The 9,719-nt window shown below is 65.8% G+C and carries 17 protein-coding genes; 6 read left to right on the top strand and 11 right to left on the bottom strand.

Annotated elements, in window-relative coordinates:
* Positions 1 to 219: 219 nt before the first annotated feature.
* The gene (locus QQK18_RS22715) at positions 220 to 933 is read right to left on the bottom strand and encodes a hypothetical protein (RefSeq protein WP_284342680.1); all 714 of its coding nucleotides are present in this window, start codon (positions 931 to 933) and stop codon (positions 220 to 222) included.
* Between the two features lie 95 nt (positions 934 to 1,028).
* Between QQK18_RS22715 and QQK18_RS22710 the strand changes: the two genes are divergently transcribed.
* A complete protein-coding gene (locus QQK18_RS22710) occupies positions 1,029 to 1,310 on the top strand; it encodes a hypothetical protein (RefSeq protein WP_284342679.1) in 282 nt (93 codons plus the stop codon).
* Positions 1,311 to 1,379: 69 nt separating this feature from the next.
* On the opposite strand, the gene QQK18_RS22705 is transcribed toward QQK18_RS22710, so the two are convergent.
* The 4 genes from QQK18_RS22705 to QQK18_RS22690 all read right to left on the bottom strand — a co-directional run bounded on the left by QQK18_RS22705 (position 1,380) and on the right by QQK18_RS22690 (position 3,554).
* Entirely contained in the window at positions 1,380 to 1,577 is a 198-nt protein-coding gene (locus QQK18_RS22705) for a hypothetical protein (RefSeq protein WP_284342678.1), read from the bottom strand.
* A complete protein-coding gene (locus QQK18_RS22700; RefSeq protein ID WP_284342677.1) occupies positions 1,574 to 1,984 on the bottom strand; it encodes a hypothetical protein in 411 nt (136 codons plus the stop codon). Before QQK18_RS22700 ends, QQK18_RS22705 begins: the two co-directional genes overlap by 4 nt.
* Positions 1,985 to 2,309: 325 nt before the next feature.
* Entirely contained in the window at positions 2,310 to 2,609 is a 300-nt protein-coding gene (locus QQK18_RS22695; RefSeq protein WP_284342676.1) for a GIY-YIG nuclease family protein, read from the bottom strand.
* Between the two features lie 291 nt (positions 2,610 to 2,900).
* Positions 2,901 to 3,554 carry a S24 family peptidase gene (locus tag QQK18_RS22690; protein WP_284342675.1) on the bottom strand — a complete coding sequence of 218 codons (654 nt, stop codon included), beginning with the start codon at positions 3,552 to 3,554 and terminating at the stop codon, positions 2,901 to 2,903.
* Positions 3,555 to 3,668: 114 nt separating this feature from the next.
* Between QQK18_RS22690 and QQK18_RS22685 the strand changes: the two genes are divergently transcribed.
* From QQK18_RS22685 to QQK18_RS22675, 3 genes are all read left to right on the top strand, one after another.
* A complete protein-coding gene (locus tag QQK18_RS22685) occupies positions 3,669 to 3,917 on the top strand; it encodes a transcriptional regulator (RefSeq protein WP_284342674.1) in 249 nt (82 codons plus the stop codon).
* Positions 3,914 to 4,090, top strand: a complete 177-nt coding sequence (locus QQK18_RS22680; protein ID WP_284342673.1) for a hypothetical protein — start codon at positions 3,914 to 3,916, stop codon at positions 4,088 to 4,090. The genes QQK18_RS22685 and QQK18_RS22680 overlap by 4 nt, the downstream gene beginning before the upstream one ends.
* A gap of 334 nt (positions 4,091 to 4,424) precedes the next feature.
* On the top strand, positions 4,425 to 5,318 hold the full coding sequence (locus QQK18_RS22675; protein ID WP_284342672.1) for a hypothetical protein: 894 nt from the start codon (positions 4,425 to 4,427) through the stop codon (positions 5,316 to 5,318).
* A 12-nt stretch (positions 5,319 to 5,330) separates the two neighbouring features.
* Here QQK18_RS22675 and QQK18_RS22670 read toward each other — a convergent pair whose 3' ends face one another.
* Both QQK18_RS22670 and QQK18_RS22665 read right to left on the bottom strand, forming a co-directional pair.
* Positions 5,331 to 5,540, bottom strand: a complete 210-nt coding sequence (locus tag QQK18_RS22670) for a hypothetical protein (protein ID WP_284342671.1) — start codon at positions 5,538 to 5,540, stop codon at positions 5,331 to 5,333.
* A 44-nt stretch (positions 5,541 to 5,584) separates the two neighbouring features.
* Positions 5,585 to 5,827, bottom strand: a complete 243-nt coding sequence (locus QQK18_RS22665; protein ID WP_284342670.1) for a DUF982 domain-containing protein — start codon at positions 5,825 to 5,827, stop codon at positions 5,585 to 5,587.
* 326 nt (positions 5,828 to 6,153) lie between these two features.
* On the opposite strand from QQK18_RS22665, the gene QQK18_RS22660 reads away from it, so the two are divergent.
* Positions 6,154 to 6,357, top strand: a complete 204-nt coding sequence (locus QQK18_RS22660; protein ID WP_284342669.1) for a hypothetical protein — start codon at positions 6,154 to 6,156, stop codon at positions 6,355 to 6,357.
* A complete protein-coding gene (nusG, locus tag QQK18_RS22655) occupies positions 6,354 to 6,971 on the top strand; it encodes a transcription termination/antitermination protein NusG (protein ID WP_284342668.1) in 618 nt (205 codons plus the stop codon). The genes QQK18_RS22660 and nusG overlap by 4 nt, the downstream gene beginning before the upstream one ends.
* A gap of 185 nt (positions 6,972 to 7,156) precedes the next feature.
* On the opposite strand, the gene QQK18_RS22650 is transcribed toward nusG, so the two are convergent.
* The 4 genes from QQK18_RS22650 to QQK18_RS22635 form a co-directional block, all read right to left on the bottom strand.
* Positions 7,157 to 7,456 (bottom strand): sunset domain-containing protein, encoded by a 300-nt coding sequence (locus QQK18_RS22650; protein WP_284342667.1) that lies wholly within the window; start codon positions 7,454 to 7,456, stop codon positions 7,157 to 7,159.
* Positions 7,457 to 7,786: 330 nt separating this feature from the next.
* The gene (locus QQK18_RS22645; protein WP_284342666.1) at positions 7,787 to 8,392 is read right to left on the bottom strand and encodes a hypothetical protein; all 606 of its coding nucleotides are present in this window, start codon (positions 8,390 to 8,392) and stop codon (positions 7,787 to 7,789) included.
* Positions 8,393 to 8,740: 348 nt separating this feature from the next.
* Positions 8,741 to 9,067, bottom strand: coding sequence for an NIPSNAP family protein (locus QQK18_RS22640; protein ID WP_284342665.1), 327 nt, complete (start codon positions 9,065 to 9,067; stop codon positions 8,741 to 8,743).
* Positions 9,068 to 9,340: 273 nt separating this feature from the next.
* Positions 9,341 to 9,688 (bottom strand): hypothetical protein, encoded by a 348-nt coding sequence (locus QQK18_RS22635; RefSeq protein ID WP_284342664.1) that lies wholly within the window; start codon positions 9,686 to 9,688, stop codon positions 9,341 to 9,343.
* Positions 9,689 to 9,719 lie beyond the last annotated feature (31 nt).

Genomic DNA, 9,719 nt, shown 5'->3' with positions numbered 1-9,719 from the left:
AGACGCTGCCCGATGAGGATTAGTACAGGAAGAGGCCCCCACACCTCAAGGCCCTGTGGACAACTTATCTAATTCAATCTGCGAAACAATTTGTCCGGGGCGATGGTCGAACGGCCCGCGGAGCCTGATCCGTGAACTGGATCCTGCCGCCTGATGGTGATGCTCTGGATCTTCGGTGTGAGGCGGTGAAACCGGTTGTCACGCAGGTGAAGGGCGCTCCTATCCAGGCATGGACGGCGGTGAAGTCTGGAGGTGCAGTTCAGGGGTTGCGGACTGCGCATCCCGTTCCAGCCAAAGCGCCAGCCCCAGCCAGGCGAGCGCAAGGCCGACGGGAATCGCCGCATAGCGCTGGATCTCGTGCGGAAGCAGCGCGGCGAGCGGCGTCAGCAGCGAGGCGGCAGCCAGGAGGGCGGCGGGTGCGCGTGGCAGGACGCCGGCGCGGAACGTCGCGATGCCGAGAAGCAGGCCGCCGAGCATATAGAGGATGCCGACCACGCCGTAGACGGCCGGAAGGGCGCCGATATCCATCTCGCCGGGGACGCCGTTGACGATGCCGAGAAAGCTGTCGATGAACTGCGGCGCTGCCGTCGCCAGGACCGGAACGATCAAGGCTTCGGCGAAGACGAAGCCTGTCTGCAGCCACCAGGAGAGGGTGAGGCAGACGAACCCGAGAAAGCCCACCCAGCCGACGTTGCCCAGCTGCCGGAAATAGAGGCCGGCAATGCCGATGAGGAACAGGAGGCACATGAGGGTCTTGAGGGGCATGATGACGGCCCATGCCTGCGTGGTGACCGAGGCCAGAAAATCGGGCGGATGGATCGGCTGGATGCCCGCAAAGATGACGCCGGCCACCACAGCGGCCAGCCCGCTCCACCGCAACAGTTGCCTGGCGGTCGGTTTCATCGCGCCTTCGCGCGTCGCCCCCGTATGCATCGCTCTGCCTCCTTCCAAAGGCTTCAAGGACAAGCTGTCCTCGGCGCATTGTGCGCCTTGGCGCGAACAACGGCAACGGGAGAGCGCAGGGGGGCGTGGCGGACGCTAGCTGCGCGTTTGCGTCCGGTCGCATTGAGGCCGAGCCGATCCGGCCAGTGTGCTTTGTCGAAGCACCGCGCTTGCCGAACCTCGATGCGCGGCGCGAGCTGGTCGAGACGCTGAACGGGGCCATGGCCAAGGCCTTCGCAGGCTTTGCCAACACCGACGACATCCTCATCCTCTTCAACGAATATCCGCTGGAACTGGCCGGCGCGGGCGGACGCCTGCAATCGGAAAATCCCGATATCGTTGCCGCGATGGGGGCTGCCGCCGAGTAAAGTGAGCCGGGCGGAGCGTGCCGCTGCGTCCGGTGACTACAGGATGCGTGGTGGCAAAGCCGGGCGTGGTCACGCGCCGGTATCCCTCGCCTGGCGGGCGAGGGCCGCGAACCGTGCCGAACGCAGTTCGGAGATGAGGCGCTGGGCGCTGTCGAGGGCACGGTCGACGGCGTCCTGGGTGGCGTCGACAGGCTGTGGTGCGGGCGGGGATGTCGGGTGGCCGGCTTCGGGCAGGGCGGAGGAGCTTCCCACTGCGACCGCGCTCATGCCGCCACCTCGACGGTGTCGAGGCCTTCGGCGCGCTCGGTGCGGCGCAGGAGCTCCTCGGCGGTACGGAAGCTGCCGGCGCGGCGGTAGGCGGAAAGGAGATCGGCAAGCGCCGCCGGATTGAGGGGAAGGAGCGTGTCGAGCCAGTCGGGCGAGAGGACGTTGCGGCGGTTGCGGGTGAAGTGGGCGGAAAGCTCGGCCTGGGCGGCTTTAATGGAAGCCAGGCGATTCACGGTGGCCTTGAAGAGGGTGGCCGGCTGGTTGCCGAATTGGGCGTTTGTCCAGAAGGCGGGTCTGCCTTCGATGAGGTTTGTTGCTGCGTCCTCGAGATCGCTCAGCGTGTTGGTGCGGTCGGCAAGTGCGAAGATGCGTGAGCGTGCGCGCCAGAGCGCGTCGTCGTTGGCCATGTTGTCCCCATCCAGCCCTGGGCAATGCGCATTGGTGATGGGGTGATGAAAGCATAACTGTTACGTGAAAGCAAGTTTTACTTTCAAACTGTTGAAAGCAATGTCTCCCGTTCCTGCGGGTGGCCATGACGCAGACCTAGTAGGTGCGGTGCATGGTGGAGCGTAGGTATGGTGCGGCTCCAGCTCTATCCTGCCACTACCCCGGATGTCATCCCAGCGAAAGCTGGGATGACACGCAGTGGGTGGGGCGGCGTGGTGCCTCAATCGCGCACGCAGCCCGGCAACCCCGCGGCTTCGCTACACGGGCATTGCTGGACGGGCAGGGTCATTTCTGCCCTGTCACATCCCACCACAAGTCCCGCCAGTCCGGATTGTTCAGCTCGATCAGCTCGATTTTCCAGGCGCGCTGCCAGGCCTTGATCTGCTTTTCACGTCTGATGGCGGCGTCGATACTCGCGTGCACCTCGAACCAGACGAGGCGCTTGATGCCGTGATCCTTGGTGAAACCCTTGAGCTGCCCCTCGCGGTGCTCCCATGTCCGACGCACGATGTCGTTGGTGACGCCGGTATAGAGCGTACCATTCCTGCGGCTCGCCATGATGTAGGCGTAGTAGGTGCGCTGCATAGCCGGGTACAGGGACGGGTGTTGCTCCGCTACACCAGTGCCCTCGGTTCCTGAACCAGCGCCACACCGCCCTCGATGTCATCCCAGCGAAAGCTGGGACCCATCTTGAGATGCCGCGCCGGCCGCAAGGTGTGTAGATGAGGCACTATCTCAAGCCACTGATCTTCCCATGCGCGGTGAGGTGTTCAGGGCTGGGTCCCAGCTTTCGCTGGGATGACACGCGGTGGGTGGGGCGGCACGGTGCATCAAGAGACGCACAGCGTCCGGGCGTCGCAGTAGCGCGGCAAACCCTCACTTCCTCCACTGGAACCAGCCGACGATGCGGCCGTAGACGTCGACGTCGTCGCGCTTAAGGCGGTCGACGGGGTAGCGGTCCTTGTTGTCGGAGATGACGTCGATGCTGTCCGAGCGCGGCACCAGGTGCAGGCGCTTGACGACGAGGCCGTCACCGGCATCGAGCGCATAGATGTCGTCGGGGGGCAGGGTGTTCTGGGTGACGTCGACGAAGACCACCGAGCCGCCGGGCAGGGTCGGCTGCATGCTGTCGCCGCGCACTTCCCAGGCATAGATGCCTTCCATCGAGCGGAAGGCGTTGAGCATGTAATCGGGGAAGGTCCAGTAGCCGCGCAACTGCCCGGGATCGACGGGGGTGCCCTCGTCGGCCAGCACCTCCATCAGACCACCGCCGCCAAGGCCGCCGAAGATGTTGAGATCGGGCACGCGCACGATCTTCTGGCTCTGGGGCACCACAGCCTGGCCGGTCGGGTCCATGCTGCCGCGGCCGGTCGCCAGCCATTCGAAGGAGACGCCGGTTTTCTGGCTGATAAGCTCGAGGTTCTCTTCCTTGATGCCCTGGTCGCGCTCCCAATTGCCGACGGCACCGCGCGACACGCCGCCGAGCGTATCGGCGAACGCCTGCTGGGTGAGCTGAAGCTTGCGGCGCACCGCGATGATTCTCTGACCTTTCGTATCCATGGCCGACATTATGGCGAAAGGAATGCTTTCATGCACTGAAAGTTGCACTTGCATTACGATGTAAGTTATGCTTTCAAATGGTGCATGGACACACCGATAGATCAACTTCGCAATCATGGATGGACGCCGGCCCGGCTGGCGCGGGCGCTTGTTGGGATCACGCCGCAGGCGATCTCGCAATGGCGGCAGGTGCCGGCCGAGCGCGTGCTTCAGGTCGAGCGCGTCACCGGTATCAGCCGGGAGGTGCTGCGGCCGGACCTGGCAGCGATCTTCATCCGGCCTGAGCCGGAGCCGGAGATCGACACGGACGACGAGGAGGCGGATGCGGCATGACCTGGCTCATCTTCCTCTGGCTCTTCGGCGCGGTGGTCGTGACGCCGCTGGCGCTCTACTGGCGGCCGGGCGCTCGCGGTGAGGCCGGCGGCCCGGCCCTCTGCGTGGTGCTGGCGATCGGCGCCGGCGGGCTCATTGCCGGCGCTTATCTCAGCCTCGGAGGGATCGCATGAGCCCTCCGCTCGTTTCCCATCGGTCCCGCGTTGCTCCTCCCGCGCGGGTCCGCAGGCCGGTGCGCTGTGTCCTCCTCCCTCGGCGCACCGGCCGTTCCTTTCTCCCGTGCTCCTGCACCGCTGCCCCCACGACCCCGGTGTCATCCCGGCGAAGGCCGGGACCCATCCCGAGATACCGCGCCAGCCGCAAGGTGTGTGCGTGGGGCGGGATCGCGTGCAAGTCGACCTTTCCGTGCGTGGTGAGGCGTTCAGGGTTGGGTCTCTGCCTTCGCCGGGATGACAGCCGGTGGGTGGGGCGGCGTGGTGCCCTGAACCAAACGTGGGAGGCGGGGCGATGAGCGCGCCGTGGATGAAATTCTTTCCCCGCGACTGGCGGGGAGACCAGTCGCTGCGGGCGGTGAGCGTTGCCGCGCGCGGCCTCTGGATCGAGTGCCTGTGCATCATGCACGAGGCCAAGCCCTATGGGCATCTGCTGCTCAACGGCAGGACGATAGACGACGATGCACTCGCCCGCATGACAGGCGTGCCCGCGGAGGGGGTTTCGGCGCTGATGGCCGAGCTGACACAAGCGGGCGTGCTGAGCGTGACGGCCAAGGGCGTCGTCTATTCCCGCCGGATGATCAGGGACAACGCCCAGGCGGCCAAGGGCCGAAAATCGGCGGCAAAGCGCTGGTCGCAAGGCGCTGATTTTCCTCACGAATCCGGCGGACCTAATGGGTTGCCCAATGGGTACCCCATTACCCAGAATCCAGAAGCCAGAAACCAGAATCCAGAAAAACCCCCCGCAGCCCCCCAAGGGGGCGGGGCGGGCGGGCTTTTCGACGAACTGGTCTCGGTCTTCCCGCGTTCGCCGCACGTCAAAGAGGCCAAGGCGAGGAAGGCGTTCGACGGGCATTCGCTTGACGACCAGGTCGCGCTCGTCGCGGCGGCCAGGCGCTATGCAGCCTGGTTCGGCGAGGAGCAGGCGCGGCGCAAGCGCACGATCATCGAGGCGCTGAGCTACGCGCCGCCGCTCGATAAGTGGATCGGGGAGGGCGCCTGGCGCAGTGCAGGCGAGCTGCGGCTCAACGGCGAGGCCGCCGACGGCAGCGAGATGGCCGTCGTCGATGCCACGGACCCGATCGTTGCCCGCCTCGAGACGCTGCGCGGCCGGCCGTTCGTCATTGGCGCCAGCGGCAGGATCACGGTTTTGAAGAGCGAACTCGATGCGGCAAGGAGCGCGGCATGACCTTCGTCACGCTCAGAAAGGCTCCTTGGGCACATCGCGATCGGGGAACGGGTCACGGTCGGGCGGGTATTGCGGCTCTGGTACTTCGCCCGGCGGCTGGTCAGGGAACGGCGTCGGCGGCTCCTGCGGCCGGCCCGGTTCCCCGGGCATCGGCGGCACGGGACCCGGCTCCTCGGGCTCGATCGGATCGTCATGCGGCAAATCATTGGGGCGCTGGGCCATCAGCCTCACCTCCTGGGTCATGTCATCGGAGCGGGCGGAGGCGCTCACTCGACGAAGATGCCGGCCTCGATCGCCGCCTCCATGAAGGCGATCCAGGCAGGTTCGGGATCGGCGCCCTCCATGGCGGCAAGGCAGATGTCGCTGGCGATTTTGTGCTTGTCCGTGCGCTCGGCCGGCCAATCGACCAGGAGGATGTGCCGCGCCTGCACCGGTCCGGTGACGTCGTTGCGCACGCCGGAAAGCATGATGGTCACGGGTCGCTTCCATCGGTTGGTGGTGTCGAGCATCGGTCGGTCCCTTTGGAGGACAAGCGTAGCTCAACGGCTGGCCGGGAGGGCGGTTGCATGGGGCGGGTGGTCCTTATGAACCGCCTTCGCGCCTCCTGCACTGATGCTCCCACCACCTCGATGTCATCCCGGCGCAGGCCGGGAACCATCCCGAGATACCGCGTCAGCCGCAAGGTGCGTGGATGGGGCGGGATCACCAGCCAACCGCACTTTCCGCGCGTGTTGAGATGTTCAGGGCTGGGTCCCGGCCTGCGCCGGGATGACAGCCGGTGGGTGAGGCGATGGCGTGCCCTGCAGCGGCCGAAAGCCGCCGAGAGGAGGGCACCATGACCTATTCCCCGCACAGTTCATCTTCCGGCTCGGCGCGGGCGGCGTTCATCGCCCGCATTCGCGAGATCGCCGAGGAATACCGCCTCGGCCTCGGCCCCACGGCCTCAATGGCTGAGATCTTCGCGGCGCTGCGCGAATACGACCGGCGCCGGCCGCAGGCGCGGCCCCATCAGCAGGAAAAGAGGAGGCAGCAGCCATGACAGGCTTTAAGCGCAACTGGTACGTGCTCGTCGTTCCGGCGCAGAAGGAATATGTGGCAGCGTTCCTGCTCGAAAAGGTGGGGGCGGACGTCTATGTGCCGACGGAAACCCGCTGGCGCCGCAAGAACCGCTACGCCAAGACCAAGGAGGAGTTCGCCTTTCCGGTGGCGCCGCGCTACGTCTTCGCCGGCTTTGCCGGGCCGGTGCCCTGGCACCGGGTGTTCTCGGTCTCACTGGTCAAGGCCGTGGTCGGCATCGGCGGCGTGCCGCAGTTGATCGAGGAGGGGCGCATGGCGCGCTTTCGCGCCCGCATCCCCAATGGGCGGCTGACCATCGAGACGGTCGAGGTGCGCGTCAAAGGCGGGCGCACGATCGAGAAGGGCGTCAAGCACCGGATCGTCAGCGAGGCGCACGCCCCGGCCGAGCAGCGCTTCATGGCCTCGGGCAAGGAATTTTCTGCCGGGGATGAAGTCGAGATCGTCGAGGGGCCGTTCCGTGACCGGATGGTGACGGTCGAGGAGATCAACGGGCCGATGGCAACGATCATGCTGGAATTGTTCGGGGAGGCGCGGGCGGTGGAGGTGCCGGTCAAGCACCTGGAGAAGGTGGCTTGAGGGGTGTATCCGTGCGGCATTGGTGCGGCTCCCGCACTGCTGCTCCACCATCCACCGCATGTCATCCCCGCGCAGGCGGCGCCTACGCGGGGATGACAGCCAGTGGGTGGGGGGAGAGGGTACCTCCATGCGGCGTCGGCTCTGTCGCCATCCCGTCGGTGGGGTAGACCAGCTTGGCGCCCGAACTAAACCTTCGATCGCCGCCACCCGGCCGCCAGGGCCTCGGCCTCGCTGCAGAACCAGCGTTCGCCGTATTCGGGGCGGATCTGCGTAACGTAGTAATAGTCCTGGCCGGGCAGGTGATAGATGCGTGAGCCGCCGTGCGAGATGTTGCCCTTGATGCGGCAGTCGGTGGAGGGTTGCCCGAGCAGCGTCTGGGCCGCGCCGACAGCATCGGTCGTTGCCCAGTTCAGGGCAAACATGCCGGCAAAGCCGATGGCCGCCATGGCGCCCAGTTGAATCGGAAACGGCAGCCCGCGCCTCATCGCCAGGCCCTCCCCAAGATCCGCCATGGACAAGCAACAGCGGCATTGCGGGTCAAGCAATGATCAACTTTGCGGATGGTGGGGAAAGGGTTGACGCGGTGGTGGCAAATGAGCGGAGTTTTTGGAGGCGCAGCCGCAGTTTTTGTACGTGGTGAGGGGCCTGGTGCGCATCTTTGGCGCCAGTGCTCTTGCCCGCAACGATCAACAACTCGGGGTCACCCGCAGCAGCCTGCGCTGGGGTGACACCCGGTGGGTGCGGTGGGCTTGGTGCCAGCGGCCGTCACGGCGAAAGCCCGGCCGCCTGGGTCGGGCTGTCGATAGTGCGTCCGGCTATTTGTTCTGACCGGGAGCGTCGTCGGAGGGACTGGAGTCGTCCTCATCGCTGGCGGAATCGGATCCGTCGTGCTCGTCCTGCTTCGTCTGGCCGGGGGCGTGATCGCGGGCGTCGCCTTCCTGGAGACCCGGAGCATTGGCGCTGTTGCCGCGGCTGGTGACGTCGTCCTCCTCATCGAGGTCGTCATCGCCGCCGATGTCCTTCTTGACCTGGCCGGGGGCGAAGTCGGTCGCCGGGCCGTCCTGCTGGCCGGGGGCGAAGTCGCGGGCAGGGCCTTCCTGCTGGCCGGGGGCGAACGCGGCGGCGCTGTTGGTGTCCTCGTCGCCATCGAGCTCGTCCTCGAGCAGGGCGGTGAGCTCGGCACTGGAGGTGACGGCGATGCAGCTGTCGGCCAGCGAGCCGGCATCGACACCGCAGACGACCGCGGCGATGTCCGGTGAGAGGTTCACCGTTGTCGGCACCTCCTCCAGCTCGATCTCGAGCTCGGCGGCGAGATCGGCCGAGATGTCGGAGAGGTCGACGATGATCGTCATCTCCTGGGCGAGCGCGGCGGGCGTCAAAGCGAGGGCCGATATGGCCATGATGGCTTGCAACTTACGCATGGTAATCTCCTTTGCGAGCCCCGGATGGCCATAAGCTTATGAAATTCATCATGAAATGTGGATGACGCCTTGTGTCAGCGAGGTGTCAGGCGCGGGCGGGCAGCCAGCTGTGGCGACCGCGCGGCCCGGGGCTTCAACTGCCTGATGCTGTTGCGGGTTTAACGGCGAGCAGCATGTGCGCCCGCTCGGAAACGATGCTGCGAAAGAAGGGGCCGCTGATTGATGTCCAGAAATCGGTCATGATCGAGCAGGATGCGGCCCCGCGACACTCTCCGTTGCGCCCCGGCAGCTCGACTGGGCGGAAGATCGTCAGGATGATGCTTTGGGGCTTGTTTGCCCAGCTTGCCTCTAGCGCATCGGCGAGAAGCTGGTGGGGCGCAGCAGGGTGTTCGACCTGTCGACCAAGAGCGGACCATCCTTCTCGCTTTCGGCCAGCGCCTTGTGCCACTCCGGATCGGCGATGAAGGACGCCCAGCAGCGTTCGCGCTGCTCGAGGCTGTCCCATTGCAGGTGGTAGGTCAGCGACTGGTGCGAGGGGCCGGCAAGGGTGGTGAAAAATCCGAGCGGCTTGAAGCCGTGCTTGTGGAAGAGTTCGATCGTGGCGTTTTCGAAGCGGGCGAGAAGGGCCGGCAGTCGTCCCGGCAGGCAGCGGTAAACCCAGGTCTCAAGTATCATGATGTGCTCTTCCTATCAGTCGGTCCTGGCCGCATCGGGCTTTTAGCTTCTCGGTGACGCTAAGGCCCTCGAACAGCGGCCGCGCCACCGTAGCTGCGGACACGGCGGCGGGGAAGCCGGCATGAATGGCGCAACGGGTCATCACGTCGCTCCCCCGGTACTTCACCCGACCGGGAATCCCGATGACACGGCTTTTCATGGAGAAGGGCCCGGCCGCACGGGCCGGACCGATTCTCGTCCTTCCTGATCTGGCCCGCCAGTCGGGCCGCGGCGTCAGTAGCCGTCGTCTCCCTCGTCTCCCTCGTCCTGCCCGGATTCGGTGGCGCCGTTGCTCTCGACCTCGATCTCGATCTCGCTTCCGAGCTGCGTCGTCAGCTCGGTGCTCGAGGTCGTAGCGACGCACGTGTCGGTCAGCGAGCTGACATCGACGCCGCAGACGACGGCGGCGACATCGGGCGAGACCATGACGGCGGTCGGCAGCTCGTTCGCCTCGACATCAAGTTCCGTCGCCAGGTCGGCCGAGATGGCGGAGATGTCGACCGAGATGGTCGCTTCCTGGGCGAGCGCGGCGGGTGCACAGGCGAGGGCGCAAACGAAGTTGAAGGATGTGAGTTTACGCATGGTGATCTCCTTTAGAGATGCCTTGACCGGA

This window comes from Devosia nitrariae (assembly GCF_030160115.1).
GTDB classification, from domain to species: domain Bacteria; phylum Pseudomonadota; class Alphaproteobacteria; order Rhizobiales; family Devosiaceae; genus Devosia; species Devosia nitrariae.
The sequence above is the reverse complement of the archived record's forward strand: the minus strand, read 5'-3'. Positions and strand labels throughout refer to the sequence as shown.

What these genes read in the sequence shown, in the direction of transcription:
- QQK18_RS22715 (WP_284342680.1), bottom strand. Translation starts at nt 933, where the DNA reads ATGCATACGGGGGCGACGCGCGAAGGCGCGATGAAACCGACCGCCAGG.
- QQK18_RS22705 (WP_284342678.1), bottom strand. Translation starts at nt 1,577, where the DNA reads ATGAGCGCGGTCGCAGTGGGAAGCTCCTCCGCCCTGCCCGAAGCCGGC.
- QQK18_RS22700 (WP_284342677.1), bottom strand. Translation starts at nt 1,984, where the DNA reads ATGGCCAACGACGACGCGCTCTGGCGCGCACGCTCACGCATCTTCGCA.
- QQK18_RS22695 (WP_284342676.1), bottom strand. Translation starts at nt 2,609, where the DNA reads ATGCAGCGCACCTACTACGCCTACATCATGGCGAGCCGCAGGAATGGT.
- QQK18_RS22685 (WP_284342674.1), top strand. Translation starts at nt 3,669, where the DNA reads ATGGACACACCGATAGATCAACTTCGCAATCATGGATGGACGCCGGCC.
- QQK18_RS22680 (WP_284342673.1), top strand. Translation starts at nt 3,914, where the DNA reads ATGACCTGGCTCATCTTCCTCTGGCTCTTCGGCGCGGTGGTCGTGACG.
- QQK18_RS22675 (WP_284342672.1), top strand. Translation starts at nt 4,425, where the DNA reads ATGAGCGCGCCGTGGATGAAATTCTTTCCCCGCGACTGGCGGGGAGAC.
- QQK18_RS22670 (WP_284342671.1), bottom strand. Translation starts at nt 5,540, where the DNA reads ATGGCCCAGCGCCCCAATGATTTGCCGCATGACGATCCGATCGAGCCC.
- QQK18_RS22665 (WP_284342670.1), bottom strand. Translation starts at nt 5,827, where the DNA reads ATGCTCGACACCACCAACCGATGGAAGCGACCCGTGACCATCATGCTT.
- QQK18_RS22660 (WP_284342669.1), top strand. Translation starts at nt 6,154, where the DNA reads ATGACCTATTCCCCGCACAGTTCATCTTCCGGCTCGGCGCGGGCGGCG.
- nusG (WP_284342668.1), top strand. Translation starts at nt 6,354, where the DNA reads ATGACAGGCTTTAAGCGCAACTGGTACGTGCTCGTCGTTCCGGCGCAG.
- QQK18_RS22650 (WP_284342667.1), bottom strand. Translation starts at nt 7,456, where the DNA reads ATGAGGCGCGGGCTGCCGTTTCCGATTCAACTGGGCGCCATGGCGGCC.
- QQK18_RS22645 (WP_284342666.1), bottom strand. Translation starts at nt 8,392, where the DNA reads ATGCGTAAGTTGCAAGCCATCATGGCCATATCGGCCCTCGCTTTGACG.
- QQK18_RS22640 (WP_284342665.1), bottom strand. Translation starts at nt 9,067, where the DNA reads ATGATACTTGAGACCTGGGTTTACCGCTGCCTGCCGGGACGACTGCCG.
- QQK18_RS22635 (WP_284342664.1), bottom strand. Translation starts at nt 9,688, where the DNA reads ATGCGTAAACTCACATCCTTCAACTTCGTTTGCGCCCTCGCCTGTGCA.